This is a genomic window from Pseudomonas sp. GW821-FHT09C09 (genome assembly GCF_059418105.1).
In genome coordinates, this window is sequence record NZ_JBWKPF010000001.1 from 465,436 (window position 1) to 491,141 (window position 25,706).

The window sequence follows — 25,706 nt, forward strand, 5'->3', positions numbered from 1 at the left end:
CAAAAACCTGAGCAAATGAGCCATGTCGTGCAACGTCTCTGCCGATTGCTAGACTAGATCGCAAAAGGAGTACGGCATGAGCTTTCAGAATCTGGCACGAGGCACGTTCGCTCTGCTGACCTTCCTGGTCATGAGCGGCTGTGCCTCATGGTTCGCCGACGACACCCTCGACCCCGCCGTGCACCTGGTGAAAGTCGAAGTGGTGCGCGCCAAGTTGCTCGAACAGAAATTCATCCTGCACTTTCGCATCGACAATCCCAATGACAGCGAGCTGACCGTGCGCGGCCTGGAATACCGCGTGCATCTGGCGGACATGTTGCTGGCCGAGGGCGAGCACGAGCACTGGATCACCGTCGGCGCCAAGAGCAGTGCGTTCTATAAGGTGCCGATCCGCACCAACCTGTGGCCGAAGGTCAAGGACGTGGTGAAAATGCTGAAGAATCCGCACCAGCAGGTTCCCTACCGGCTGCAAGGCGAGATGGAAACCGGTTTATTCATCGCTCACTACGTGCACCTGGAACGCAATGGCGTGATAATCCCCGCCGATTTGATTACGGAGTGACCCCGATGACCCAGCAACCTCATGTCCATGGCCCTGACTGCAACCACGATCATGACCATCACCACCATGATCACGACCATGGCCATGTCCACGGCCCGAACTGCGGCCACGCCCACCAGGAACCGGTGCGCAACGCCCTGAAAGACGTCGGCCGCAACGACCCTTGCCCATGCGGCAACGGCAAGAAATTCAAGAAGTGCCACGGCGCTTGATGTTTCGGGCGGACATTCGTTTCGCCCGTTAGATCGCTATCGCGGGCCAGCTCGCGATAGCACCCTCCTCCGCAGCTTTCAGCCTGCTGCCAGAATCTGCTCAACCCCGACCACCGTCGCATACTCCCCGTGCAGATTCCCCAGCGACATGGCATGCACCTCTTCAGCCGTACGCAACGTACCGAAGTAATCAGCCTTGTCGAAGGTAAAGCACGCATCCTCCGCCACCCACGCCTCGAACCCCAGGTTGCCCGCCGTGCGCGCCGTGGACTCCACCGAGTTGTTGGTCGCCACGCCGACAATGACCAGTTGCCCGATCCCGGCCTCACGCAATTTCACTTCAAGCCCCGTCGCACAAAACGCGTCCGGTACCTGTTTCCGGATCAACCACTCGCCGTCCTGCGGCAGAAACCTTTCCTGAAATTCCACCCCGGACTGCTCGGGCCAGAACACCGAATCCGGCGAGCGCGACAGGTGCTGCACGTGAATCACCGGCCGCCCGCTTCGCCGCCAAAAGTTCAGCAGATCGAGGATCCGCTCTTCGGCCAACGGATTATTCCGTCGCCCCAGACGCGGCTCCAGAATGCCCTTTTGCTGGTCGATGATGATCAGTGCAGCGTTGGCCTGAAGCTCCATGGCGATTTTTCTCACGCGCGGTCATTGAATTTCCCGTACTTGAGCATCACCTCCTGTCACTAAGCAAGCTATCGAACGCACACAGGACAACCTGAAGCCGGCGTTTGCTGTCCGTACCCTTCCTGATTTGGAGCTTTCCATGATCGACCTGTATTACTGGACCACGCCCAACGGCCACAAGATTTCCCTATTCCTCGAAGAGGCCGGCCTGCGCTACAACGTGCACCCGATCAACATCAGCCAGGGCGAGCAGTTCCAGCCGCACTTCCTGAAGATCGCGCCGAACAACCGCATCCCGGCCATCGTCGATCATGAGCCGGCCGATGGCGGCGAGCCGTTGTCGCTGTTCGAGTCCGGCGCCATCCTGCTGTACCTCGCGGAAAAGACCGGGAAGTTCCTGCCCAAGGATCTGCGTGGCCGCCAGGTGGCGCTGCAATGGTTGTTCTGGCAAATGGGCGGGCTGGGGCCGATGGCCGGCCAGAACCATCACTTCAGCCAGTTCGCCCCGGAAAAAATCCCCTACGCGATCAAGCGCTACATCGATGAAACCGCACGTTTGTACGGCGTTCTGGACAAGCAACTGGCCAACCATGAGTTCGTCGCCGGCAGCGAATACAGCATCGCCGACATGGCGATCTACCCGTGGATCGTCTCGCACAAATGGCAGAGTCAGAACCTGGAAGACTTCCCGAATGTGCAGCGCTGGTTCAACCACATCAAGGATCGCCCGGCGACCGTGAAGGCCTACGCGCTGGTGCAGAAGATCAATCCGCCGAAGGCTTGAGTCACCCGGCCCGATCGTTCCCGTACGCGGGAACGATCAACGGGAAGAAATAACCGCTTGCCCCGCTTGCGCGGCCCCCTCCTGCTCACTAACGTAGCGGCTTTATTGCGCCCCCAGCCTCTACACCCCCGCAGGAGCTTTGCCATGGCCTCGCCAGCCCTTTCACATTTTCTTCCCCGGTTCGGCGTTGCCGCAGCAGTGACCGGTGTCTTGAGCCTCTCCGGTTGCCAGACCTGGAACGCTCAGGACTCCCTCCCGCCGACCTCCGGTGTACAGCCGCTCAAGGGCCTGGCGCAGAACGTTTCGGTACGCCGCAATGCCATGGGCATGCCGCTGATCGAAAGCAACAGCTTCCACGACGCCTTGTTCGCCCTCGGTTATGTGCACGCCAGCGACCGCATCAATCAGATGGTCACCCTGCGCCTGCTGGCCCAGGGGCGTCTGGCGGAAATGTCCGGTGCGTCGATGCTCGACGCCGACCGCTACATGCGCGCCGTCAACCTGAAGAAAAGCGCCGGCGAGCTGTACAAGGCCTCGTCGCCACGGCTCAAGCGCTTCTTCGAAGTCTATGCCCGGGGCGTCAACGCCTACCTGTTCCGCTACGCCGACAAGTTGCCGGGGGATCTGGCCTCCAGCGGCTACAAGCCTGAATACTGGAAACCGGAAGACTCGGCGCTGATTTTCTGCCTGCTGAACTTCAGCCAGTCGGCCAACCTGCCGGAAGAAATCGCTTCGCTGGTGCTGGCGCAGACCGTCACCACCGACAAGCTCGCCTGGCTGACCCCGTCCGCCCCCGACGAAAACCTGCCGGTGGCCGAAGCCGACAAGCTGCAAGGCATCAAGCTCAACGGACAGATTCCCGGCTTGAGCGAACTGAGCAACGCCAGCGAACAACTGGCGGCGATGAACCTGCTCGGCGCCAGCACTTCGAACAACTGGGCGATTGCCCCGCAACGCAGCCGCAGCGGCAAGAGCCTGCTGGCCAGCGACAGTCATGGCCCGCTGGCCGCACCGTCGCTGTGGAGTTTCGTGCAGATTCACGCGCCGAAATACCAGGCCGCCGGCGTCACCGTGGCCGGTCTGCCGATGGTGCTCGGTGGTTTCAACGGCAAAGTGGCGTGGAGCGCGACCAGCGTCTTCGGCGACAACCAGGACCTGTTCCTGGAAAAAATCCGTCGCCAGGGCAGCAGCCTGACCTACGAGGTCAACGGCAAATGGCAGCCGTTGGGCGTGCGCAACGAAACCTATTTCGTCAAAGGCCAGCGGCCGATTCGTGAAGCGGTGTACGAAACCCGCCACGGCGCATTGCTCAACAGCGCTCAGGCCGCTGTACAGGGTGCTGGCTTCGGTCTGGCGTTGCAGACGCCGAGCTTCACCGACGACAAATCCCTCGATGCGTTTTTCGATCTGAGCCGCGCGCAAACCGCTGAACGCGCCTCGGACGCCAGCCGGGAAATCCGTGCCATCGCGCTGAACCTGGTGTTTGCCGACGCCAGCAATATTGGCTGGCAGGTCACCGGGCGTTTCCCGAACCGCCGCGAAGGCGAAGGCCTGCTGCCGTCGCCGGGCTGGGACGGTCGCTACGACTGGGACGGTTACGCCGACCCGATGCTGCACCCGTACGATCAGGATCCTGCCCAAGGCTGGCTCGGCACAGCCAACCAGCGCGTCATCCCTCACGGCTACGGCATGCAGTTGTCCAACTCCTGGGCCGCACCGGAGCGTGGCGAGCGCCTTGCGGAACTGGCCGGCAGTGGCAAACAGGACGGCCGCAGCATGATCGCCATGCAGTACGACCAGACCACCACCTTCGCCGCCAAGCTGAAGAAAATGTTCGAAGCCCCGGGCATGGCGCAGCCGTTGAAACAGGCGATCGACGCCCTGCCGGAAGCCGACCGCAGCAAGGCCCGCGAAGCCTATACCCGCTTGATGGCGTTCGACGGCAAGCTCAGCCCGACCTCGGCGGATGCGGCGATCTACGAGTTGTTCCTGCAGGAAAGCATGAAGCAGATCTTCCTCGACGAACTCGGCCCGCAGAACAGCCCGGCGTGGAAAGCGTTCATCGCCAATGGCGACTTGTCCTATTCCGCGCAGGCCGATCACTTGCTGGGCCGCGAGGACAGTCCGTTCTGGGACGACGCCCGCACCCCGCAGAAAGAAGACAAGCCGACGATCCTCGCCCGCAGTCTGGCGGCGGCGATCAGCGCCGGCGACAGTCAACTGGGTGGCGACCGCAAAGCCTGGCAGTGGGGCAAACTGCACCGCTACGAATGGAAAAACGCCAATGGCCAGATCGTTCGCGGTCCGATCGCTGCGGGTGGTGACCACACCACTCTGAACACGGCGGCGTTTGCCTGGGGTCAGGACTTCAACACCACCCGGGCGCCGTCGATGCGTTTCATCGTCGACTTCAGCCAGAGCGAACCGCTGATGGGCCAGAACGGCACGGGGCAATCGGGTAACCCGGCCAGCCCGAACTACCTCAACGGGATCGATCCTTGGCTCAAGGGCCAGTACATCGGCTTGCCGATGCAGCCGCAGAACTTTGAGCGGGTGTATGGGAAGACGCGGTTGACGCTGACTCCAGGCAAGTAAATGCGATCCCCGTGTGGGAGCCAGCCCGGCTCCCACACGGGTTTTGCAATGACCCGCAAAATCAATCGAACTTCTGACTTCGCGCAAACCTCATAGCTAACAAGTCCCTCCATTCCGGTAACGCCATGGACCTTGTTATCGCCCGCCCCGAAGGCCTGTACTGCCCCGCCGGGGACTTCTATATCGATCCGTGGCGCCCGGTCGAGCGCGCGGTCATTACCCATGCCCACGGCGATCACGCCCGCACCGGCAACGCGCATTATCTGGCCGCCAGCGCCGGCGAAGGGATTCTGCGTGCGCGTCTGGGTCAGGACATCAACCTGCAATCACTTGAGTACGGCCGGCGCCTGACCCACCACGGTGTCACCTTGAGTTTTCACCCTGCCGGACACGTTCTGGGCTCGGCTCAGGTGCGACTCGAATACGGCGGTGAAGTCTGGGTCGCCTCCGGCGACTACAAGATCGAACCCGACGGCACCTGCGCGCCGTTCGAACCGGTGCGCTGCCACACGTTCATCACCGAATCGACCTTCGGCCTGCCGATCTACCGCTGGCAGCCGCAGGCGCAGGTGTTTGGCGAGATCAATCAGTGGTGGCAGGCCAATATTGCGTCGGGCAAAACCAGCGTGCTGTTCTGCTATTCCTTCGGCAAGGCCCAGCGCATCCTCCACGGCATCGACGAAACCCTCGGCCCGATCCTCAGCCACGGCGCGGTGGAACCGCTGAACCGGGTCTACCGCGAGGCCGGGGTGTATCTGCCACCGACGATCTACGCCGGCGACGTGAAGAAAAACGATCCGCTGATGCGTCAGGCGCTGGTCATCGCCCCGCCTTCGGCCGGCGGCAGCAGCTGGATGCGGCGTTTCGGCGACTACAGCGACAGCTTCGCCAGCGGCTGGATGCGCTTGCGCGGCACCCGCCGGCGGCGCGGCGTGGATCGCGGTTTCGTGCTTTCCGATCACGCCGACTGGCCCGGCCTGCTGTGGGCCATCGAGCAGACTGGCGCCGAACGGGTGATGGTTACGCACGGCTCGATCGGTGTGTTGGTCCGCCACCTGCGCGAAAAAGGCCTGGATGCCCAAGGCTTCAACACCGAATACGGCGATGATGAACAGGACAACCTCGCCGTCGAACCCGTCGTCGCCGAGGTGCAACCATGAAAGACTTCGCCGGGTTGTACGCCGAACTCGACGCCACCACCTCCAGCAACGCCAAACTCGCGGCCATGCAGGCCTACTTCGCCCAGGCGGAACCGCAAGATGCCGCGTGGGCCGTGTACTTTCTGTCCGGCGGGCGGCCTCGGCAACTGGTGCCGGTACGGATCCTGCGCGAACTCGCCGTCGAAGTGTCCGGACTCACGCCATGGCTGTTCGAGGAAAGCTATCAGGCGGTCGGCGATCTGGCGGAAACCATTTCGCTTGTATTGCCGGAAAACCCGCACACCTCCGAAGCCGGCCTTGCCGAATGGATCGAGCAAAAGCTGTTGCCGCTGCGCGGTGAAACCCCGGAATACCTCGCTCGTCAGTTGCCAGCGCTGTGGGCGCAACTGGACCGGCCGAGCCTGATGCTGTGCATCAAACTGATCACCGGCAGCTTCCGGGTCGGCGTCTCCAAATTGCTGGTGACCCGTGCCCTGGCCTCCATGGCCGGGCTGGACAGCAAACGCGTGGCGCAACGGCTGGTCGGTTACACCGACTTGTCCAACCGCCCGGACGCCGCCAGCTACCTGAAACTGATCGCCCCGGAATCCAGCGACGAACATGCCCAGCGTGGCGGCCAGCCTTATCCGTTCTTTCTCGCCCACGGCCTGTCGCAACCGGTCGAGCAGTTCGAAGACTTGCTCGGCCCGGCCAGCAACTGGCAGGTGGAGTGGAAGTGGGATGGGATACGCGCGCAGGTGGTCAAGCGGGACGGGCGGTTGTGGATCTGGTCCCGTGGCGAGGAGCTGGTGACCGAACGCTTTCCCGAACTCGATTCGCTGGTTGAAGGTTTGCCTGACGGCACGGTGATCGACGGCGAAATCGTGGTCTGGAAAAACACCCGGCCTGACGCCGAAACCTTTGATCCGGACTCGACAGCGCCACCAGCGGTGCAACCTTTCGCCCTGCTCCAGCAACGGATCGGGCGCAAGACTCTGGACAGGAAGATCCTTGAAGACGTACCGGTGGTGGTCCTCGCCTACGACCTTTTGGAGTGGCAGGGCGAAGACTGGCGCAACCAGCCGCAGATCAAACGACGCGAACAACTGGAACAGGTCATCGCCCGCTGCAACAACCCGGTGCTGCTGCCCTCCCCGGTGCTGACCGGCAGCGACTGGTTCGACCTCGCCCGTCAGCGCGAAGCCTCCCGGCGACTGGGGGTCGAAGGCATGATGCTCAAGGCCCGCGACGCGATGTACGGCGTCGGCCGCACCAAGGACATGGGCGTGTGGTGGAAATGGAAGGTCGACCCGTTCAGTGTCGACGCCGTGCTGATTTACGCCCAGCGCGGCCATGGCCGGCGCGCCAGCCTCTACAGCGATTACACCTTTGCGGTATGGGACGGGCCACCCGGTTCCAGCGCCCGCGCACTGGTGCCGTTCGCCAAGGCCTATTCCGGCCTGACCGACGAGGAAATGCGCGAAGTCGACAGCATCGTGCGCAAGACCACCGTGGAAAAGTTCGGCCCGGTCAGCAGCGTGACACCGAGCCTGGTGTTCGAACTGGGTTTCGAAGGCATCGCCCTGTCGCGCCGGCACAAGAGCGGCATCGCCGTGCGCTTCCCGCGCATGCTGCGCTGGCGTCAGGACAAGACCGTGGAAGAAGCCGACAACCTGGCGACGTTGCAGAATCTGCTGGTCTGATCCCTGCCCCGGAAAAGCCCTTCCTGCGCTAGAAGAGTGCATCCGATTTTCCGTGCCCGTTTTCGGGCATTCCTCCCGCTGCGCCCTCCCTTCCTACACCTTTTAAAACACTTGTTCGGGACTCTGGTTCGGAAATTGCTACTTTCTATAAGTCGTAAGCGTTCCAGTAACAATAATTCTGCGCCACAAGCGCTCATATTGGTTCTTAGGGATTGAATAATGAAAAAAGCATTGCTGACCCTTTCTGCACTGGCGTTGTGCATGGCCGCCGGCTCCGCGCTGGCCAAGGAATACAAAGAGCTGCGTTTTGGCGTCGATCCTTCCTACGCACCGTTCGAGTCGAAAGCGGCCGACGGCAGCCTGGTGGGCTTTGACATCGACCTGGGCAACGCGATCTGCGCCGAGCTGAAGGTCAAGTGCAAGTGGGTCGAAAGCGACTTCGACGGCATGATTCCGGGCCTCAACGCCAATAAATTCGACGGTGTGATCTCGTCGATGACGGTAACACCGGCCCGTGAAAAGGCCATCGACTTCTCCAGCGAGCTGTTCTCCGGCCCGACGGCCTACGTGTTCAAGAAGGGTTCCGGCCTGACCGATGACGTCGCTTCGCTGAAAGGCAAATCCGTCGGTTACGAGCAAGGCACCATCCAGGAAGCCTACGCCAAGGCCGTGCTGGAGAAGGCCGGGGTGAAAATCCAGGCCTACGCCAACCAGGACCAGGTCTACGCCGACCTGAAAAACGGCCGTCTCGACGCCTCGATCCAGGACATGCTGCAAGCCGAACTGGGCTTTTTGAAGTCGCCGGACGGTGCCGCATACGAAGTCAGCAAGCCGGTTGACAGCGAATTGCTGCCAGCCAAAACCGCTGTCGGTATTAAGAAAGGTAACAAAGAGCTGAAGGCGCTTTTAGATAAAGGTATCAAAGCGTTACACGACGACGGCAAATACGCCGAGATTCAAAAGAAACACTTTGGCGATCTGAATCTGTACAGCGGCAAATAATGCACCGGCGCCCATCCTTCGATGGGCGCCTTTTTCATCCGCTCAGGTTGCTGATTTATGTTCGAAAACCTCTTACAAAATCTGGGGCTCTCCGCCTTCAGCCTCAAGGGCTTCGGTCCGTTGCTGTTGGAAGGCACCTGGATGACCATCAAATTGTCGGCGTTGTCGCTGCTGGTGGCCGTGTTGCTCGGCCTGCTGGGCGCCAGTGCCAAACTGTCCAAATCAAAACTGCTGCGCCTGCCTGCCCAGCTCTACACCACGCTGATTCGCGGGGTGCCGGACCTGGTGCTGATGCTGTTGATCTTCTACAGCCTGCAAACCTGGCTGACCGCGCTGACCGACGTCATGGAGTGGGATTACATTGAAATCGACTCCTTCACCGCCGGCGTGATCACTCTGGGCTTCATTTATGGCGCGTATTTCACCGAAACCTTCCGCGGCGCGATCCTCGCGGTGCCAAGGGGTCAGGTTGAAGCCGCCACGGCCTATGGCCTCAAACGCGGCCAGCGCTTTCGCTTCGTGGTGTTCCCGCAAATGATGCGCTTCGCCCTGCCGGGCATCGGCAACAACTGGATGGTGATGCTCAAGGCCACCGCGCTGGTGTCGATCATCGGCCTGGCGGATCTGGTCAAGGCCGCCCAGGATGCCGGCAAAAGCTCCTATCAACTGTTCTACTTCCTGGTACTCGCCGCCTTGATCTATCTGCTGATCACCAGTGCCTCGAACGTCATCCTGCGCTGGCTCGAACGCCGTTATGCCGCCGGTGCCCGGGAGGCCGTACGATGATCGAACTCCTGCAGGAATACTGGAAACCCTTCCTTTATACCGACGGCAACAACATCACCGGGCTGGCCATGACCCTGTGGTTGCTCAGCGCCTCGATCTTCATCGGTTTCATCGTGTCGATCCCGCTGTCGATTGCCCGGGTTTCCCCGCACTTCTACATTCGCTGGCCGGTGCAGTTCTACACCTACCTGTTCCGGGGCACGCCGCTCTATATCCAGCTGCTGATCTGCTACACCGGGATCTACAGCCTGGCCGCCGTGCGCGCCCAGCCGATGCTCGATGCATTCTTTCGCGATGCGATGAACTGCACGATCCTCGCCTTCGCCCTCAACACCTGCGCCTACACCACGGAGATTTTCGCCGGGGCGATCCGCAGCATGAACCACGGCGAAGTCGAAGCGGCCAAGGCCTACGGCCTGACCGGCTGGAAGCTGTATGCCTACGTGATCATGCCGTCGGCGCTGCGTCGCTCGCTGCCGTATTACAGCAACGAAGTGATCCTGATGCTGCACTCGACCACCGTGGCGTTCACCGCAACGATCCCGGACATCCTGAAAGTCGCACGGGACGCCAACTCGGCGACCTACCTGACCTTCCAGTCGTTCGGCATCGCCGCGCTGATCTACCTGACCATCACCTTTGCGCTGGTCGGCCTGTTCCGTCTTGCCGAACGCCGATGGCTGGCCTTCCTCGGGCCGACTCACTAGGACCTCTCTGCAATGCGCCACCAGATACATGACCTGCTGGCCCCGCTGCCGGGGACCGCACGACAGATCCACAGTTTTCACTTCGGCCCGGAAAAGGCCAAAGGCAAAATCTACATTCAGTCCTCGCTGCATGCCGACGAACTGCCCGGCATGCTGGTGGCCTGGCACCTCAAGCAACGCCTGGCGGAGCTGGAAGCCGCCGGGCGCCTGATCAGCGAAATCGTGCTGGTGCCGGTGGCCAACCCGGTCGGTCTCGAACAAGTGCTGATGGACGTGCCGTTGGGCCGCTACGAGCTGGAGAGCGGACAGAATTTCAACCGCTGGTTCGTCGACCTCAGCGAAGAGATCGGCAACGAAATCGAATCGCAACTGTGCGACGACCCGCAGCGCAACCTCGAACTGATTCGCACCAGCCTGCGCAACGCCCTCGCCCGCCATACCGCCACGACTCAACTGCAATCCCAGCGCCTGACCCTGCAACGGCTGGCCTGTGACGCGGACATGGTGCTGGACCTGCACTGCGATTTCGAATCCGTGGTTCACCTCTACACCACGCCCGAGGCCTGGCCCCAGGTCGAGCCGTTGGCGCGCTACATCGAATCACAGGCGAGCCTGCTGGCCACCGACTCCGGCGGTCAGTCGTTCGACGAATGCTTCACTCTGTTGTGGTGGCAATTGAAGGAGCGTTTCGGCGAGCACTTCGAGATCCCCCTCGGCAGTTTCTCGGTGACGGTCGAGCTGCGCGGCCAAGGCGACGTCAGCCATCCCGTGGCCAGTCGTGACTGCCAGGCGCTGCTCGATTACCTGACTCACTTCGGTGCCATCGCAGGTGCCTCGAAACCGCTGCCGGAGCTGCCATTCCCGGCCACTCCGCTGGCAGGCGTCGAACCTGTCACCACGCCGGTCGGCGGCCTGCTGGTGTACACCGCCACGCCCGGGCAGCACCTGGAAGCCGGGCAGCAAATCGCCGAAATCATCGACCCGATCAACGATCGGGTCACGCCTGTCCATTGCACCGCTTCCGGTCTGCTCTATGCCCGCTCGCTGCGGCGCATGGCCACCGCCGGCATGGTGATCGCCCACGTCGCGGGCGCCGAAGCCTATCGCAGCGGCTACTTACTTTCGCCTTGAGGATGCCTATCCCATGTACAAACTGACCGTAGAAGGCCTGCACAAAAGCTATGGCGACCATCAGGTGCTCAAAGGCGTTTCGCTCAAAGCCAAAACCGGTGACGTGATCAGCCTGATCGGCGCCAGCGGCTCGGGCAAAAGCACCTTTTTGCGCTGCATCAACTTCCTCGAACAACCCAACGACGGCGCCATGAGCCTTGATGGCCAGGCGATCCGCATGGTCACCGACCGCCACGGCATGCACGTCGCCGACGCCGAGGAACTGCAACGCCTGCGCACCCGCCTCGCCATGGTGTTCCAGCATTTCAACCTGTGGAGCCACATGACCGTGCTGGAAAACATCACCATGGCCCCGCGCCGGGTGCTGGGTTGCAGCAAGGCCGAGGCCGATGATCGCGCCCGGCGTTATCTGGACAAGGTCGGCCTGCCGGCCCGGGTCGCCGATCAGTACCCGGCGTTCCTTTCCGGTGGCCAGCAACAACGGGTGGCCATCGCCCGGGCCCTGGCCATGGAGCCGGAAGTCATGCTGTTCGACGAACCGACTTCGGCGCTCGACCCGGAACTGGTCGGCGAAGTGCTCAAGGTGATTCAGGGCCTGGCCGAAGAAGGCCGGACCATGATCATGGTCACCCACGAGATGAGCTTTGCGCGCAAGGTGTCGAGCCAGGTGCTGTTCCTGCACCAAGGGTTGGTGGAAGAAGAAGGCGCGCCTGAAGACGTTCTGGGCAATCCGAAAAGTGAACGCCTGAAGCAGTTCCTCAGCGGCAATCTCAAGTAAAACTATTGCCCTGCCGGCGCGGTCACTGAAGGAACACCTTCAGAGCACACGTCGCCGGCATGGGCACTTCCACCGACTTCGCCAGACACTGGTTCAGCGCCCGCGACTGGAAGCCGTTCACCTTTCAGAAGCAGGTGTGGGCGGCGGTAAAGCGAGGCGAGTCGGGACTGCTGCACGCCAGCACCGGTGCCGGTAAAACCTACGCGGTGTGGTTTGCCGCGCTCAATCGCTTTGCCCGCTCCGGGCCTGTTGCTGAAACCACCCGCAAACGCCCACCGCCCGCCGAACCGCTGACCGTTTTGTGGATCACGCCGATGCGCGCGCTGGCCGCCGACACCGCGCGTGCTTTGCAAACGCCGCTGGACGATCTGCAAATCCCCTGGAGCGTCGGCCTGCGCACTGGCGACACAGGCAGCAGCGAACGCGCCCGGCAGAACCGGCGCCTGCCGACCACGCTGATCACCACCCCGGAAAGCCTGACCCTGATGCTCGCCCGCGCCGACGCGCAAACGGCGCTGTCGACCTTGCGCATGGTTGTGGTGGATGAGTGGCACGAACTGCTCGGCAACAAGCGTGGCGTGCAATTGCAACTGGCCCTCGCCCGCCTGCGGCGCTGGCATCCGGGACTGATTGTCTGGGGTGTTTCCGCGACGCTTGGCAATCAGTCCCACGCTGAACAAGTCCTGATCCCACAGGGCGGTGGCGTGAGTATTCAGGGGCAAAACGAAAAAACGCTGCGGGTCGATACCCTGCTCCCACCGCAGATCGAGCGTTTTCCCTGGGCCGGGCATATCGGTCTGAAAATGTTGCCCCAAGTGGTTGCCGAACTGGACGTCTGCGCCAGCAGCCTGGTGTTCACCAATACTCGGGCGCAGTCGGAAATCTGGTATCAGGCCTTGCTGGAAGCACGACCGGACTGGGCCGGGTTGATTGCCTTGCACCACAGTTCGCTGTCCCGCGAGACCCGGGACTGGGTCGAGCAGGCGTTGAAGAATGGCCAGCTCAAAGCGGTGGTCTGCACTTCGAGCCTGGATCTTGGAGTGGACTTCCTACCGGTGGAGCGGGTGCTGCAAATCGGTTCAGCCAAAGGCGTGGCGCGCCTGATGCAGCGTGCCGGACGCTCGGGCCATGCGCCCGGTCGAGCATCGCGGGTCACCCTGGTGCCAACCCACAGTCTGGAACTGATCGAAGCCGCTGCCGCCCGCGATGCGGTGGCGCAGCGACGGATCGAACCGCGACTGTCGCCGCACAAACCGCTGGATGTGCTGGTACAGCATCTGGTCAGCATTGCATTGGGGGGTGGCTTTATTCCTGAGGATTTGTACGAAGAAGTCCGCAGCGCCTGGGCCTATCGCGACCTGACGCTCGCGGACTGGGCTTGGGCGCTGGCTTTCGTACGCCACGGCGGGATGTCGCTGACGGCTTACCCGGATTACCGCCGGGTCGAGCCGGACGAACAGGGCGTGTGGCGGGTGCCGGACGTACGCCTGGCCCGGCGGCACCGGATGAGCATCGGCACCATCGTCAGCGACGCCAGCATTCAGCTGAAATTCTGGAGCAAGGGCGGAGGCGGCAAGCAACTGGGCAGCGTTGAAGAAGGCTTCATCGCCCGCCTCAAACCCGGCGACGGTTTCCTGTTCGCCGGACGCTTGCTGGAACTTGTGCGGGTGGAAAACATGACCGCCTACGTCAAACGCAGCACCGCGAAAAAAGCCGCCGTGCCGCGCTGGAATGGCGGACGCATGCCGCTGTCCAGCGAACTGGCCGAAGCGGTGGTCTCTCGATTCAGCGCTGCGGCACACGGTGAGTTTGCCGGCCCGGAAATGCAGGCCTTGCGACCGCTGCTGGAAACGCAGGTGCGCTGGTCGGGTCTGCCGACGGCCGACAGCCTGCTGGCCGAAGTGTTGAAATCCCGCGAAGGCTGGCACCTTTTCCTTTACCCGTTTGCCGGACGTCAGGTGCATCTGGGGCTGGCCAGTCTGCTGGCGTGGCGGGTCAGCCAGCGCCTGCCTGTGACCTTCTCGATTGCGGTCAATGATTACGGACTGGAATTGCTCAGCGCCACGCCGGTTGACTGGTCTGTGCAACTGGATGGCGCCCTGCTCAGTCCCGAGGATTTGTTGAAGGATGTGCTCGCCAGCCTCAACGCGGGCGAACTGGCATTGCGGCGTTTCCGGGAAATCGCGCGGATCGCGGGCCTCGTGTTCGCCGGTTACCCCGGCGCGCCAAAAAGCACCCGACAGGTACAGGCCTCCAGCGGTCTCTTTTTCGAAGTGTTCAAGCAATACGACGCCGACAATCTGTTGCTGGCGCAGGCCGGGGAAGAAGTCTTACGAGAAGAACTGGATATTCGTCGACTGGAACAGACGCTGGAGCGAATCAACCGGATGAAACTGGACATGCACCTGATCAAACGTCCTACACCGCTCGGCTTTCCGTTGCTGGTGGAACGCATGCGCGAAAGCATGAGTTCGGAAAAACTCGCCGACCGTATCCGGCGCATGGTCGGCGATCTGGAGAAAACCGCTGACAAGGGTCAATCCTGATGGGCGCGCCCTACCCTGTGCGTCTGGCGGGCGAAGAACTCTGGCTGTTGCCGGAAAAGGCACTGTACTGGCCGGCGCAACAGGCGCTGCTGATTGCCGACGTGCATTTCGGCAAGGCGGCCGCCTACCGGCGCCTGGGGCAACCGGTGCCGCAGGGCACCACGGCGAGCAACATTGCGGTGATCGAACAGTTGCTGGCGAAACTGCCGTGTCGGCAACTGATATTCCTTGGTGATTTTCTGCATGGCCCCGGCTCCCACGCCACCGGCACCTTGCAGGCATTGGCGCAGTGGCGGGCGCGTCATGCCGATCTGCCGATCACGCTGATTCGCGGCAATCACGATAAACGTGCCGGTGATCCACCGCAGACGCTGAACATTCGGGTGGTGCCGGAGCCCTTGCGGCTAGGGCCCTTCGCCTTGCAGCACGAGCCCGATCCGCACCCTGAACGCCACGTTCTCGCAGGACATGTACATCCGGTTTATCGATTGAACGGCAAGGGGCGTCAGCGTCTGCGGTTGGCGTGTTTCAGGCTGGGAGAACGCATCAGCCTGCTGCCGGCCTTCGGTGCCTTCACCGGCGGTTATCCGGTGGGGAAAGAAGACAGCTGTCGGATCTTTGTCATTGGCGACAACGAAATATGGCCCGTCGGCTGAAGTCCTGTTCAGGATTCAGTCGACGGGCCATACATTCAATCACGCGACGGGCGCAGGTGGTGGTTTGTCCGGCAGCGTAGGCTCGCCGGGCTCGGTCGGTTCTTCGTTGGGGGTGTCGGGATCAGGCTGGTGAGGAATTCCGCCAGCCAGGGTGACAGGCGGGTGTGCCAACAAGGACCAGGCCAATACGCCAACCTGATTGGGCTCGAGCCTTGCCAGTTCGGCAGTGATTTGCGGATCGATCTTCATGGAGCACTCCTCGGCGAAGGCCCGTCCCGCTGTTCGCGAAACGGGCAGTACACCCCATAGAGTGTCTACCCGCCGAAGAATTCCCGGTAACTGCCGGATGGACGGATCAGGTACGCGGCAGGGTCACGCCACGCTGGCCCTGGTACTTGCCGGCGCGGTCCTTGTAGGAGACTTCGCATTCCTCGTCGGACTCCAGGAACAGCATCTGCGCCACACCTTCGTTGGCGTAGATCTTCGCCGGCAGGTTGGTGGTGTTGGAAAACTCCAGAGTTACCTGGCCTTCCCACTCTGGCTCGAGCGGCGTTACGTTGACGATGATGCCGCAACGGGCGTAGGTGCTTTTGCCCAGGCAGATGGTCAGGACATTGCGCGGAATACGGAAGTATTCAACGGTCGTGGCCAGGGCGAAGGAGTTCGGCGGGATGATGCAGACGTCGCTGTGGACATCGACGAAGCTGCCGGCATCGAAGTTCTTCGGATCGACAATGGCCGAATTGATGTTGGTGAACACCTTGAAATGGTTGGTGCAACGCACATCGTAGCCGTAGCTCGACACACCGTAGGAGATCACCCGGCTGTCGTCGCTGCCACGTACCTGGCGCTCGACGAACGGCTCGATCATGCCGTGTTCCTGCGCCATGCGGCGAATCCACTTGTCCGATTTGATGCTCATGGCGGGGTGTCCTGAATAGCGAGGTGGAAAAAATCTGTCCGGCATCTTACCGGGCGCGCCGCCGGGTTCAAAGTCCAGGGTGCAAATCTCGCCGAACATGCAGGAAATACGCGGCTTCGCGACGAACCGTCACACCGCCGATCCTTAAAACGGAGAAACCTTCGCAAGAAGCATTGGCACGTTCCGGAAAAAGGGTTAAGGTGGCGCCACTGTGCTGCTTGTGTCACTGAGAATCTCTACACGATATGTTGAATTTCGATCCAACCATCTACAAGAATTTTTCCTGCTCTTTGCACTCAGTCTCGGCCAGGGTTCTTCCTGAGTCGCAGTTATCTTTGTTCAAGGAGTTACACCATGTCTAATCGCCAAACCGGTACCGTTAAGTGGTTCAACGATGAAAAAGGCTTCGGCTTCATCACTCCACAATCCGGTGACGACCTGTTCGTTCACTTCAAAGCTATCCAGTCCGACGGCTTCAAAAGCCTGAAAGAAGGCCAACAGGTTTCTTTCATCGCTACTCGCGGTCAGAAAGGCATGCAAGCTGAAGAAGTACAAGTTATCTAACTTGTAGCTTCCTAGCTAAGAAGCCCCGCCCTTAAAAGCGGGGCTTTTTTGTGTCCGCGTATTTAGTTTCCCCCCGTCCGTGCTCCAGCTCTTTATGCTCCGCGCCCTGGAAATCACACGGAAGAAGCAGGATGCAATTCATCTCCTGGAAGGCGTTCAACGCTCTGCTGCTGGTATTCGCACCGCCGCTCAACGCAGACCCACAACCTGATCACGCCACTGTGATCATCGACATGAACCCTCGCGCAACCTATCTGGCTAAGGGGCCCGAGGTAAATGGACATGCCCCCATACAACTAAGAGCCGCAGCGCTACTCACGCTCTCGACGCCGCACACCTGCGGGAGCAACGAAATCTACCTCACGCCAGAGTCAGCGGGCATTCCCGCCGAGTCGTTTCGCCGCGCGCTTGGCGAGATCCAGGATCTGATCGACCAAAAAATCCCTCTCTTGCTCACTCTTTCGGCTTGCGAGCGAAAACGCGCTTTCTTCGAGAAGGTACGCCCTTGCACAGTGGAAGAGTGTGGCGAGCTGATGACCCATTTAGTCGACGGCAAGCTTTATCTCGATGAACATTTTGCTCCGACCGGCAAAGGCGTGGCTTCCCACTACCTGAAAATGCCCATGCCCTATGACGCCAGTCTCAAGGTCTGGAAAGTGCAAATCTTCAACCTAGAAACCCACACCCTGAGCCGAGACTACTTTGTAGATAATGAAGACTTTGTTTCAGGGAAACCCGTCCTTGCGTACAAGTCCTACTATCCAAACGGCACGCTGCATAAAAGCCACCAGAGTGACGCCAGCGGCCAGCGTCAGGGCGAAGCGCTGACATACGACGAAAATGGCACAGTCAACCAGCGAGAGAGCTACCTGAACAACGAACTCGACGGAACGCAAACCATCTACCATGCCAATGGCAAGATTGCCGAATCCTACAAGTGGCACCTAGGCAAACGTGTGGATGGCGAGTACCTGGAATATGACGAAGATGGAGCCTTGATAGGCCGCACACACTACCGGAACAACGTGTGGGACGGCCCTAGCCTCGGTTACTTCCCGAACGGAAAGCTGCGCTACAGCACCCTTTTCGTGAACGGTAAATCCGAGGGCCCCACCATCCACTACTTTGAAAATGGAACAACACAGTTCACCCGAAACGATGTGAATGGCAAACCGGTTGGCTGGGTAATCGAATATTTCATCGACGGCAAGGCGAAGGAAAAAGCGTTCTATAAAGATGGAAATCGACTCAGCTACGAACAATGGACTCAGCAAGGCGTGCAAACGCTGCAATGGCAGTGGGACGCACAAAATCGCAAGCAAGGGGATTTCAAGCGATGGTACGAGTCAGGGCAACTAAAGGAACATCAAAAATATCAGGACGATAAGCTTCAGGGCTCATCCGTTACATGGCACGAAAATGGTGAAATGGCATCGTCTGCCGACTACGTAGACGGAAAAGAACATGGCCCAGTCCGCTTCTGGAGAGACAACGGCAGTCTGAGCTACGAATGCCAATACCTGATGGGCAAAAAGCTGGAAAAATGTACCTACATTTCCGCCAACGAAGATAAATCGAAGGAATAAAAACAAAGAAGCCCTGCAACTCTGAAGCTGCTGGGCTTTCTCCCACCTCGGAGTGCGGCGTTACCAGGCCACGCCAAACCCGGCGGTGTAGCGGGTCTTGTTCAGATCCGCATCCTTGGTGCCACTGATGATGTCACGCTCGGCCTTGAGATTGAGCGAGGCCCAGTCCGTCACCTTGTAGCGCAGGCCCACTTCCGAATCCAGAGCATAGTTGGCGACGTCCGACAGCGGCTTGCCAATCTCGCCGGTGGTGAAGAACTGCACCTTCTTGCCGATCAGGTAGCGGTTGTAGTCCCATTTCATGGCGACGGAGTAGAAGTTGTCCGTGCCGCCGTCGCTGTACTCGTAATCGGTGCGGTTGAGCAGCGAGCCGAGGGAGAACGCGCCCAGCTCGTCATCCCAGAACTGATAGCCCGGACCGGTACCGACCACCCGCTGGCGCGACAGCTCTTCGACGTAATCACGCTTGTAGTTCAGGCGCCCCTGCCAGAACCATTTGTCGGTCAGGAAGCGGTCCAGTGCATATTCGGCGCGCCAGTTGTTGGTGGTCACCACCTCATCCTGGACTTCGCGGTTGTACTCGCCCTCGGCGGTATGACGCCAGCGGCCATGGCGCGCCGAGGTCTTGAAGCCGATGTCGTAGTCATTGGTGTCTTTTTCGGCACGCTGATAATCCAGGGCCAGATCGACATTGCCCTTCCAGACCAGATCCTCGACCACCGGCTTGGGCTTGAGAATCTGCTGGATGCTCGCCAGCTCGACGGTTTTCGGCGCTTCGCCGTTGGCCAGGGTGACCTTGCCATCCTCAGCGGCGGTCAGCGACTTGGCTTTCTCGCCGCTGTAGGCGTCCTGCTTGACCAGCAGTTCCTGATCGCTTTCCAGCGTCTTGACCTGTTTCCAGTCGATGGTGACCGCGCCGGCGTACTGGGTCTGGACCAGCAACTTGCCGCCGTCGAACAGGGTGATTTTGCCGCTCAGCTTGTCTCCGTTCTTCAACCAGACGGTATCGGCAAGCAAGGGCGTGGACGCACTGAAGACAGCAAGGCACAACAGGGTTCTGGACAACATAAGCGAATCGGAAACTCGGGGTTGCGAAAAAAGGGTCGGCATTATCCGTAGGAATAATCCTCTGACAAGGAGTGACCCGGCTATTTCTGTTGAGTTCATTTCTCAATTGCCCGATCACGGATTACCCTTTAATCCATGAATCGACCCTGTTCAGGAACGGCGCACGTGACAGACCCGATACAAGCCTGCGAAAACGATCCGCAAATCCGACGCACGGCACTCTACTCGACCCTTGCCCAGGTACCTGAGGGCAAGGTGGTCAGCTATGGTCAGTTGGCCGAACTGGCCGGGTTGGGGCGCGCCGCCCGCTGGGTCGGCCGCACCCTGAGCCAGTTGCCGGGCGACACCAAGCTGCCGTGGCACCGCGTACTCGGTGCCGGCGGTCGGATCAGCCTGCCGGCAGGCAGCCTTTCGGGTGATGAGCAGCGGGCACGATTGCGTATGGAGGGCGTTACGATCCTGAACAATCGTGTGGATATTCGGCGCCATGGCTGGCGTCCGGTAGAGCACAGCGGTTAGAGTGCGCGCTTTGTTTTCGCAATCTTGAGGCAGACTTCAGCCCATGCCCCGTAAAACCTGGCGCGCCGCGCTCGCCGCCTATGCCAGTCCTTCGACGCTCGTGCTGTTGTTGCTGGGTTTCGCCGCCGGCCTGCCGTACATGCTGGTGTTCTCGACACTTTCGGTCTGGCTGCGTGAAGCCGGTGTAGCCCGCGAGACGATCGGCTATGCGAGCCTGATCGGTCTGGCCTATGCCTTCAAATGGGTCTGGTCGCCGTTGCTCGATCAATGGCGCCTGCCGTTGCTCGGCAAACTGGGCCGACGCCGTTCGTGGCTGGTGCTTGCGCAGTCGCTGGTGATCCTCGGCCTGATCGGCATGGGCTTCTGCGACCCGCAGAAACACCTGTCCTGGCTGATCGCCATTGCCGTGATCGTCGCTTTCGCTTCCGCCACCCAGGACATCGCCGTCGACGCCTATCGCCTGGAAATCGCCGAAGACAACCGACAGGCTGCCCTGGCCGCCAGTTACATGTCCGGTTATCGGGTCGCGGCCCTGCTGGCGACTGCCGGCGCACTGTTCTTCGCCGAAGGTTTCGGTTCCACCGGTTTCAACTACCAGCATTCGGCCTGGACCGGCACTTACGCGCTGTTCGGCGCCTTGATGGTGCCTGCCCTGATCACCACCCTGCTGATGCGCGAGCCGCCAGTGCCGCTGCGTACCCAGTTGCAGGCCGGGCGCTACACCTTCATGCACCAGCTGATGTCGGTGTTCGTGCTGATCGTCCTGCTGGTTTCCGTACCGGCCATGTTCACCCAGCTCTACAACACCGACTTCGCCAGCGTGCTGTTCGGCACCATGAGCCCGCTGGACCTGCTGCTGGAAGACCGGGCATTCCTGCGCGCCATTCTCTATACCCTGCTGACCGGCCTGTGCCTGTCGACCATGGGTCGCCGTGGTCTGGCGCCGGTGCTGACGCCGGTCAACGATTTCATCCTGCGCTACCGCTGGCAGGCCCTGCTGCTGCTCGGTCTGATCGCCACCTATCGGATGTCGGACACGGTGATGGGCGTAATGGCCAACGTGTTCTACATCGACCAGGGCTTCACCAAGGACCAGATCGCCAGCGTCAGCAAGATCTTCGGGCTGATCATGACCCTGGTGGGCGCCGGCATGGGCGGCCTGCTGATCGTGCGCTTCGGGATTCTGCCGATCCTGTTCATTGGCGGTGCCGCGTCGGCAGCCACCAACCTGCTGTTCGTGATGCTGGCGGACATGGGCCCGAACCTGCAGATGCTGGTGGTGACCATTTCCCTCGATAACTTCAGCTCGGGCATGGCCACTTCGGCGTTCGTCGCCTATCTGTCGAGCCTGACCAACCTGAAGTTCTCCGCGACCCAGTACGCCCTCCTCAGCTCGATCATGCTGTTGCTGCCACGCCTCATCGGCGGCTACTCCGGGGTCATGGTGGAGAAGTTCGGCTATCACAACTTCTTCATCATCACAGCGGCGCTCGGCGTGCCGACCCTGGTGCTGATCGCCCTGCACTGGTTCCAGGAGAGTCGCCGCGAAGGCCCGACACCGACACCGGAACCCGTGTCGACGCCCGTCGCCGAAGAGTCGTAAGACATCTCGCACCCGGCGGGAGGGTTTCCGCCGGGCCTGCACTTCTGTACGTCGGCAGCTCTCGCCGGTACACTGCTCCGTCATTTCCAGTCATAGCAACCGACAACGGCCAACCATGCGCACCAGTCAATTTTTGCTCGCCACACAGAAAGAAACGCCTTCCGACGCGGTCGTCATCAGCCATCAGCTGATGCTGCGCGCCGGCATGATCCGCAAACTCGCCTCGGGCCTGTACACCTGGCTGCCGATGGGCCTGCGGGTAATGCGCAAGGTGGAAGCCATCGTTCGCGAAGAGATGAACGCCGCCGGCTCTCTGGAAGTGTTGATGCCGAGCACCCAACCGGCCGAGTTGTGGCAGGAATCGGGGCGCTGGGAAGAATACGGCCCTGAGCTGCTGCGCATCAAAGACCGTCACGGTCGCGACTTCTGCGCGGGCCCGACCCACGAAGAAGTGATCACCGATCTGATGCGTAACGAGTTGAGCAGCTACAAGCAGCTGCCAATCAACCTGTACCAGATCCAGACCAAATTCCGTGACGAAATCCGCCCACGCTTCGGTTTGATGCGTGGCCGTGAATTCATCATGAAGGACGCGTACTCGTTCCACGCCGACCAGGCGTCGCTGCAGGTCACCTATGACCGCATGCACGAGGCGTACTGCAACGTGTTCACCCGTCTGGGCCTGAAATTCCGTCCGGTCGAAGCCGACAACGGTTCCATCGGCGGTGCCGGCTCCCACGAATTCCACGTGTTGGCCGAGTCCGGCGAAGACGATATCGTCTTCAGCAACGGCTCCGACTACGCCGCGAACATCGAGAAAGCCGAAGCCGTACCGCGTGAAACTTCCCGCGCTGCGCCGGCCGAAGAACTGCGCCTGGTCGACACCCCGGACACCAAGACCATCGCGGCCCTGGTGGAGAAATTCGGTCTGCCGATCGAAAAGACCATCAAGACCCTGATCGTGCACGCCGAGGAAGAAGGCAAGCTGATCGCCCTGGTGATCCGTGGCGACCACGAGCTGAACGAAATCAAGGCTGCCCAGCAACCAGGCGTCGCCAGCCCGCTGGTCATGGCGTCCGATGCAGAGCTGCGTGACGCCATCGGCGCCGGCGCCGGCTCCCTCGGCCCGCTGAACCTGCCACTGCCGATCATCATCGACCGTTCGGTCGAGCTGATGAGCGACTTCGGCATCGGTGCCAACATCGACGACAAGCACTACTTCGGCGTGAACTGGGAGCGTGACCTGCCGGTTCCGACCGTGGCTGACCTGCGCAACGTCGTGGCCGGCGACCCGAGCCCGGACGGCAAGGGCACCCTGGAAATCAAGCGCGGCATCGAAGTCGGACACATCTTCCAGCTGGGCAACAAGTACAGCAAGGCGATGAAGTGCGAAGTGCTGGGCGAGAACGGCAAGCCGGTAACTCTGGAAATGGGTTGCTACGGCATCGGCGTGTCCCGCGTGGTGGCTGCGGCCATCGAGCAGAACAACGACGAGAACGGCATCATCTGGAGCGACGCCCTGGCACCATTCCAGATCGCCCTGGTACCGCTGCGCTATGAAACCGAGCAGGTGCGCGAAGCCACCGACAAGCTGTACGCGGAACTGACCGCTGCCGGCTTCGAAGTGCTGCTGGACGATCGCGACAAGAAAACCAGCCCGGGCATCAAGTTCGCGGACATGGAGCTGATCGGCATTCCGCACCGGATCGTGGTCAGCGACCGCGGCCTCGCCGAAGGCAACCTGGAATACAAGAGCCGTACCGAAGGCCAGGCGCAAGCGCTGCCGGTTGCCGACGTACTGTCCTTCCTGCAGGCCCGTATCCGCCGCTGAAACCAGATAGAGTCCTCATGTTCAAGCGAAACACCTTAGGCCTCGGTGGTGCCGCCCTGTGCGGCACCCTGCTGGTCAGCGGCTGTGCCAATCACATGTCACAGCGCAGCGAGCACGAAGAGCGGGTCGAGCGAAAGCTGCTCGATCACAGCCTGCAGATCGATGTCGGTGAGCCTAAGGTGCTTGAGCTGCCGCAGAGACGCGTAAAGATCAACGAGCAGAAAACCTTCGAAGTCACTGAGTACGAAGTGACCCGTCGTTATGACCGTTACACGCCTTACCAGCCCTGGCGCGAAATCTACGAGATTCCGCTGGGTGCCGTGGCGGTGGTGGCCGGCGTCGGGGCCAACGTGGTCAACGTGTTCGCCTTCGGCACCCTGCCGGACAGCGTGACCAAGGACTGGCTGAGCTACGGGTTCGCCGGGCTCAACCCGTTCATGAACGTGCAGTCCCACGGTCGTGCGCAGCAGAACCTGGCCGGCATCGATGAAGTCCAGCGCGACAAACGCATGGAGTATTCGAGCCTGCCGTGGAGCGAGCGCCCGGTGCAGGTCAAGGCCGGCAGGCAGACCTTCGACATGACCACCGACCGCAACGGCGTACTGCGCCTGAACCTGCTGGACAGTCCGTTCGCCGAAAACGATCTGAACCATGTCGGCAAACTGCAGATCAGTGTCGAGGACGCCAAGGATGACGTGCATTCCGACTCGTCCCTGACGATCAGCAGTCACCTGCGCGGCAAGTTGCTGGAAGCCCACGGCCTGATTTACGACGATCTGGAAGACGACGAAGTGAGCCAGTGGGTGCACCGGGTCAAACGTCTGTCGGAACTGGGTCTGGAAGAAGAAGCCAGTGAGCTGGAACAGAGCCTGATCGAGCTGACACGTAACGATCCCGAGTTGCAGGCCGAGTTTCTCAAGTCGCTGACCAAGGATGCCGGGCGACTGGTGGCGGACCCCGGTCCGAACTGACAACGCTTATAGAAGAGCCCGAACCTGTTTCGGGCTTTTTTATATGCGCTACCGCTCGAACAACTCCATCTGCTCGAACCCGCCGCGCAAGTCCTCCAGCCGCACGCCCACCCCAAGCAACCGCACCGGTTTGCCGCCGCGATTGAACGCCTGCGTCAACATCAACTGATAACTGCCCAGATCCCGCCCTGCCCCGGCCTGCTCCAGCGTGGTCTGGGTGAAGTCATGGAATTTCACTTTGACGAACGGCTTGCCCGGCCGGTAGCTGCTGTCGATCCTTGCCATGCGGGTTTTCAGGGTCTCCAGCAATTCAGGCAGCTTGTCCAGGCAACTGCGCAGATCCGGCAGATCCACGTCGTAGGTGTTTTCCACACTGATCGACTGACGACGACTGTCGTTATGCACCTGCCGTTCATCTATCCCACGGGCCAGGCTCCAGAGTCGCTCGCCAAAACTGCCGAATTCGCGCACCAACGCCAACTTGTCCCACTCGCGCAGTTGCGAGCAGTCGTTGATGCCAAGCTTGCCCAGTTTGTCCGCAGTGACCTTGCCGACGCCGTGCAGCTTGCTCACCGGCAGGCCACTGACAAAATCTTCGACCTGATCCGGGGTGATGACAAACAGGCCGTTGGGCTTTTTCCAGTCACTTGCGATCTTGGCCAGAAACTTGTTCGGTGCCACCCCGGCCGAGACCGTGATGTGCAATTGATTGGAGACCCGGCGCCGGATGTCCTGGGCGATGCGCGTGGCGCTGCCACCGAAATGCGCGCTGTCCGAGACATCGAGGTAGGCCTCGTCCAGCGACAGCGGCTCGATCAGATCGGTGTAATCGCGAAAGATCGTGTGAATTTCCTTCGATGCCTCACGGTAGGCATCCATTCGCGGTTTGACGATGGTCAGATCCGGGCACAGTTTCAAGGCATGCCCCGAGGACATCGCCGAACGCACGCCGTAAGCCCTCGCCTCATAGTTGCAGGTGGCGATCACCCCGCGCCGGTCCGCCGAACCACCCACCGCCAGCGGTTTTCCGGCCAGACGCGGGTCGTCACGCATCTCGATGGCGGCGTAGAAACAGTCACAGTCGATGTGGATGATTTTTCGCTGGGTCATGACAGAAAAGGAAACGTGGCAAGCCGGATGAGCAGTATCTCACTGACACCTGTATATAGCACCAGTGGTATGAAGGTTCTTTTCCAGCGGTAGGAAAGGTCCGTTGAATTTATTTTCTCAATCGGAAATCGCTGACCAATAGAGCTGAAACCCGCGCCCTGCCTGACCTGCGGCCCCGCCAGCGGCCTCGAAAAACAGCTAACCAATTGAACCAGAACAGATTTTATCCGGATTCAAGGTTGACACCCCGGCGATCCTCTGTAGAATGCCGCCACACAGACGCGGGATGGAGCAG

At 60.9% G+C, this 25,706-nt stretch carries 24 protein-coding genes and 1 tRNA gene (1 of these 25 running past the window's edge); 20 read left to right on the plus strand and 5 right to left on the minus strand.

The genetic code is table 11. The features are described 5' to 3' along the window. The first annotated feature begins 76 nt into the window (after positions 1-76). Entirely contained in the window at positions 77-562 is a 486-nt protein-coding gene (locus AC07NR_RS02270; protein ID WP_495077723.1) for an LEA/WHy family protein, read from the plus strand. A gap of 5 nt (positions 563-567) precedes the next feature. Then, positions 568-774 carry an SEC-C metal-binding domain-containing protein gene (locus tag AC07NR_RS02275; RefSeq protein ID WP_007955014.1) on the plus strand — a complete coding sequence of 69 codons (207 nt, stop codon included), beginning with the start codon at positions 568-570 and terminating at the stop codon, positions 772-774. A 78-nt stretch (positions 775-852) separates the two neighbouring features. On the opposite strand, the gene AC07NR_RS02280 is transcribed toward AC07NR_RS02275, so the two are convergent. After that, positions 853-1,410, minus strand: coding sequence for a cysteine hydrolase family protein (locus AC07NR_RS02280; protein WP_423205734.1), 558 nt, complete (start codon positions 1,408-1,410; stop codon positions 853-855). A gap of 139 nt (positions 1,411-1,549) precedes the next feature. Here AC07NR_RS02280 and AC07NR_RS02285 point away from each other — a divergent pair, with 139 nt between their 5' ends. The 11 genes from AC07NR_RS02285 to pdeM all read left to right on the plus strand — a co-directional run bounded on the left by AC07NR_RS02285 (position 1,550) and on the right by pdeM (position 15,237). Further along, complete coding sequence (locus tag AC07NR_RS02285) at positions 1,550-2,194, plus strand: glutathione binding-like protein (RefSeq protein WP_134825707.1); 645 nt, start codon at positions 1,550-1,552, stop codon at positions 2,192-2,194. 144 nt (positions 2,195-2,338) lie between these two features. Then, entirely contained in the window at positions 2,339-4,789 is a 2,451-nt protein-coding gene (locus AC07NR_RS02290) for a penicillin acylase family protein (protein WP_495077724.1), read from the plus strand. A 125-nt stretch (positions 4,790-4,914) separates the two neighbouring features. Then, positions 4,915-5,949: a ligase-associated DNA damage response exonuclease gene (locus tag AC07NR_RS02295; protein ID WP_495077725.1), complete on the plus strand. Its 1,035-nt coding sequence runs from the start codon at positions 4,915-4,917 to the stop codon at positions 5,947-5,949. Next, a complete protein-coding gene (locus AC07NR_RS02300) occupies positions 5,946-7,631 on the plus strand; it encodes an ATP-dependent DNA ligase (protein WP_495077726.1) in 1,686 nt (561 codons plus the stop codon). Before AC07NR_RS02295 ends, AC07NR_RS02300 begins: the two co-directional genes overlap by 4 nt. Before the next feature lie 219 nt (positions 7,632-7,850). Beyond that, positions 7,851-8,633, plus strand: a complete 783-nt coding sequence (locus AC07NR_RS02305; RefSeq protein ID WP_065259277.1) for a transporter substrate-binding domain-containing protein — start codon at positions 7,851-7,853, stop codon at positions 8,631-8,633. 57 nt (positions 8,634-8,690) lie between these two features. Then, positions 8,691-9,419: an ABC transporter permease gene (locus AC07NR_RS02310; RefSeq protein ID WP_065259276.1), complete on the plus strand. Its 729-nt coding sequence runs from the start codon at positions 8,691-8,693 to the stop codon at positions 9,417-9,419. Beyond that, positions 9,416-10,126, plus strand: a complete 711-nt coding sequence (locus AC07NR_RS02315; protein ID WP_085712925.1) for an ABC transporter permease — start codon at positions 9,416-9,418, stop codon at positions 10,124-10,126. The genes AC07NR_RS02310 and AC07NR_RS02315 overlap by 4 nt, the downstream gene beginning before the upstream one ends. 12 nt (positions 10,127-10,138) lie before the next feature. Beyond that, on the plus strand, positions 10,139-11,257 hold the full coding sequence (locus AC07NR_RS02320; RefSeq protein ID WP_495077727.1) for a succinylglutamate desuccinylase/aspartoacylase family protein: 1,119 nt from the start codon (positions 10,139-10,141) through the stop codon (positions 11,255-11,257). Between the two features lie 13 nt (positions 11,258-11,270). Beyond that, positions 11,271-12,035: an ABC transporter ATP-binding protein gene (locus tag AC07NR_RS02325; protein ID WP_085712923.1), complete on the plus strand. Its 765-nt coding sequence runs from the start codon at positions 11,271-11,273 to the stop codon at positions 12,033-12,035. 59 nt (positions 12,036-12,094) lie between these two features. Next, complete coding sequence (locus tag AC07NR_RS02330) at positions 12,095-14,581, plus strand: ligase-associated DNA damage response DEXH box helicase (RefSeq protein WP_495077728.1); 2,487 nt, start codon at positions 12,095-12,097, stop codon at positions 14,579-14,581. Further along, the gene (gene pdeM / locus AC07NR_RS02335; protein ID WP_495077729.1) at positions 14,581-15,237 is read left to right on the plus strand and encodes a ligase-associated DNA damage response endonuclease PdeM; all 657 of its coding nucleotides are present in this window, start codon (positions 14,581-14,583) and stop codon (positions 15,235-15,237) included. The genes AC07NR_RS02330 and pdeM overlap by 1 nt, the downstream gene beginning before the upstream one ends. Positions 15,238-15,276: 39 nt before the next feature. Here pdeM and AC07NR_RS02340 read toward each other — a convergent pair whose 3' ends face one another. Together AC07NR_RS02340 and dcd are read right to left on the minus strand one after the other, a co-directional pair. Then, positions 15,277-15,486, minus strand: a complete 210-nt coding sequence (locus tag AC07NR_RS02340; protein ID WP_065259270.1) for a hypothetical protein — start codon at positions 15,484-15,486, stop codon at positions 15,277-15,279. A 106-nt stretch (positions 15,487-15,592) separates the two neighbouring features. Continuing rightward, positions 15,593-16,159, minus strand: a complete 567-nt coding sequence (dcd, locus tag AC07NR_RS02345; protein WP_007954988.1) for a dCTP deaminase — start codon at positions 16,157-16,159, stop codon at positions 15,593-15,595. 354 nt (positions 16,160-16,513) lie between these two features. On the opposite strand from dcd, the gene AC07NR_RS02350 reads away from it, so the two are divergent. Both AC07NR_RS02350 and AC07NR_RS02355 read left to right on the plus strand, forming a co-directional pair. After that, a complete protein-coding gene (locus tag AC07NR_RS02350; RefSeq protein ID WP_002554837.1) occupies positions 16,514-16,723 on the plus strand; it encodes a cold-shock protein in 210 nt (69 codons plus the stop codon). Between the two features lie 131 nt (positions 16,724-16,854). Then, positions 16,855-18,309, plus strand: a complete 1,455-nt coding sequence (locus AC07NR_RS02355) for a toxin-antitoxin system YwqK family antitoxin (protein WP_495077730.1) — start codon at positions 16,855-16,857, stop codon at positions 18,307-18,309. A gap of 60 nt (positions 18,310-18,369) precedes the next feature. Here the strand turns inward: AC07NR_RS02355 and AC07NR_RS02360 are convergent, their stop codons facing one another. Next, the gene (locus AC07NR_RS02360) at positions 18,370-19,377 is read right to left on the minus strand and encodes a DUF481 domain-containing protein (RefSeq protein ID WP_134825700.1); all 1,008 of its coding nucleotides are present in this window, start codon (positions 19,375-19,377) and stop codon (positions 18,370-18,372) included. A 135-nt stretch (positions 19,378-19,512) separates the two neighbouring features. Between AC07NR_RS02360 and AC07NR_RS02365 the strand changes: the two genes are divergently transcribed. The 4 genes from AC07NR_RS02365 to AC07NR_RS02380 all read left to right on the plus strand — a co-directional run bounded on the left by AC07NR_RS02365 (position 19,513) and on the right by AC07NR_RS02380 (position 24,301). Beyond that, positions 19,513-19,896: an MGMT family protein gene (locus AC07NR_RS02365; RefSeq protein ID WP_423205037.1), complete on the plus strand. Its 384-nt coding sequence runs from the start codon at positions 19,513-19,515 to the stop codon at positions 19,894-19,896. A gap of 43 nt (positions 19,897-19,939) precedes the next feature. Then, on the plus strand, positions 19,940-21,499 hold the full coding sequence (locus tag AC07NR_RS02370; RefSeq protein ID WP_114881691.1) for an AmpG family muropeptide MFS transporter: 1,560 nt from the start codon (positions 19,940-19,942) through the stop codon (positions 21,497-21,499). Positions 21,500-21,614: 115 nt separating this feature from the next. Continuing rightward, the gene (locus tag AC07NR_RS02375) at positions 21,615-23,330 is read left to right on the plus strand and encodes a proline--tRNA ligase (RefSeq protein WP_085712917.1); all 1,716 of its coding nucleotides are present in this window, start codon (positions 21,615-21,617) and stop codon (positions 23,328-23,330) included. Positions 23,331-23,347: 17 nt separating this feature from the next. Beyond that, entirely contained in the window at positions 23,348-24,301 is a 954-nt protein-coding gene (locus AC07NR_RS02380; RefSeq protein ID WP_495077731.1) for a hypothetical protein, read from the plus strand. Between the two features lie 48 nt (positions 24,302-24,349). On the opposite strand, the gene dinB is transcribed toward AC07NR_RS02380, so the two are convergent. Continuing rightward, positions 24,350-25,411, minus strand: coding sequence for a DNA polymerase IV (gene dinB, locus AC07NR_RS02385; RefSeq protein WP_114881690.1), 1,062 nt, complete (start codon positions 25,409-25,411; stop codon positions 24,350-24,352). 280 nt (positions 25,412-25,691) lie between these two features. Here dinB and AC07NR_RS02390 point away from each other — a divergent pair. Beyond that, positions 25,692-25,706 (plus strand) — tRNA-Met (locus AC07NR_RS02390); it runs 162 nt beyond the window's last position.

Coding starts and splice junctions, on each gene's coding strand:
- AC07NR_RS02270 (WP_495077723.1), top strand. CDS start 77: ATGAGCTTTCAGAATCTGGCACGAGGCACGTTCGCTCTGCTGACCTTC.
- AC07NR_RS02275 (WP_007955014.1), top strand. CDS start 568: ATGACCCAGCAACCTCATGTCCATGGCCCTGACTGCAACCACGATCAT.
- AC07NR_RS02280 (WP_423205734.1), bottom strand. CDS start 1,410: ATGGAGCTTCAGGCCAACGCTGCACTGATCATCATCGACCAGCAAAAG.
- AC07NR_RS02285 (WP_134825707.1), top strand. CDS start 1,550: ATGATCGACCTGTATTACTGGACCACGCCCAACGGCCACAAGATTTCC.
- AC07NR_RS02290 (WP_495077724.1), top strand. CDS start 2,339: ATGGCCTCGCCAGCCCTTTCACATTTTCTTCCCCGGTTCGGCGTTGCC.
- AC07NR_RS02295 (WP_495077725.1), top strand. CDS start 4,915: ATGGACCTTGTTATCGCCCGCCCCGAAGGCCTGTACTGCCCCGCCGGG.
- AC07NR_RS02300 (WP_495077726.1), top strand. CDS start 5,946: ATGAAAGACTTCGCCGGGTTGTACGCCGAACTCGACGCCACCACCTCC.
- AC07NR_RS02305 (WP_065259277.1), top strand. CDS start 7,851: ATGAAAAAAGCATTGCTGACCCTTTCTGCACTGGCGTTGTGCATGGCC.
- AC07NR_RS02310 (WP_065259276.1), top strand. CDS start 8,691: ATGTTCGAAAACCTCTTACAAAATCTGGGGCTCTCCGCCTTCAGCCTC.
- AC07NR_RS02315 (WP_085712925.1), top strand. CDS start 9,416: ATGATCGAACTCCTGCAGGAATACTGGAAACCCTTCCTTTATACCGAC.
- AC07NR_RS02320 (WP_495077727.1), top strand. CDS start 10,139: ATGCGCCACCAGATACATGACCTGCTGGCCCCGCTGCCGGGGACCGCA.
- AC07NR_RS02325 (WP_085712923.1), top strand. CDS start 11,271: ATGTACAAACTGACCGTAGAAGGCCTGCACAAAAGCTATGGCGACCAT.
- AC07NR_RS02330 (WP_495077728.1), top strand. CDS start 12,095: ATGGGCACTTCCACCGACTTCGCCAGACACTGGTTCAGCGCCCGCGAC.
- pdeM (WP_495077729.1), top strand. CDS start 14,581: ATGGGCGCGCCCTACCCTGTGCGTCTGGCGGGCGAAGAACTCTGGCTG.
- AC07NR_RS02340 (WP_065259270.1), bottom strand. CDS start 15,486: ATGAAGATCGATCCGCAAATCACTGCCGAACTGGCAAGGCTCGAGCCC.
- dcd (WP_007954988.1), bottom strand. CDS start 16,159: ATGAGCATCAAATCGGACAAGTGGATTCGCCGCATGGCGCAGGAACAC.
- AC07NR_RS02350 (WP_002554837.1), top strand. CDS start 16,514: ATGTCTAATCGCCAAACCGGTACCGTTAAGTGGTTCAACGATGAAAAA.
- AC07NR_RS02355 (WP_495077730.1), top strand. CDS start 16,855: ATGCAATTCATCTCCTGGAAGGCGTTCAACGCTCTGCTGCTGGTATTC.
- AC07NR_RS02360 (WP_134825700.1), bottom strand. CDS start 19,377: ATGTTGTCCAGAACCCTGTTGTGCCTTGCTGTCTTCAGTGCGTCCACG.
- AC07NR_RS02365 (WP_423205037.1), top strand. CDS start 19,513: ATGAATCGACCCTGTTCAGGAACGGCGCACGTGACAGACCCGATACAA.
- AC07NR_RS02370 (WP_114881691.1), top strand. CDS start 19,940: ATGCCCCGTAAAACCTGGCGCGCCGCGCTCGCCGCCTATGCCAGTCCT.
- AC07NR_RS02375 (WP_085712917.1), top strand. CDS start 21,615: ATGCGCACCAGTCAATTTTTGCTCGCCACACAGAAAGAAACGCCTTCC.
- AC07NR_RS02380 (WP_495077731.1), top strand. CDS start 23,348: ATGTTCAAGCGAAACACCTTAGGCCTCGGTGGTGCCGCCCTGTGCGGC.
- dinB (WP_114881690.1), bottom strand. CDS start 25,411: ATGACCCAGCGAAAAATCATCCACATCGACTGTGACTGTTTCTACGCC.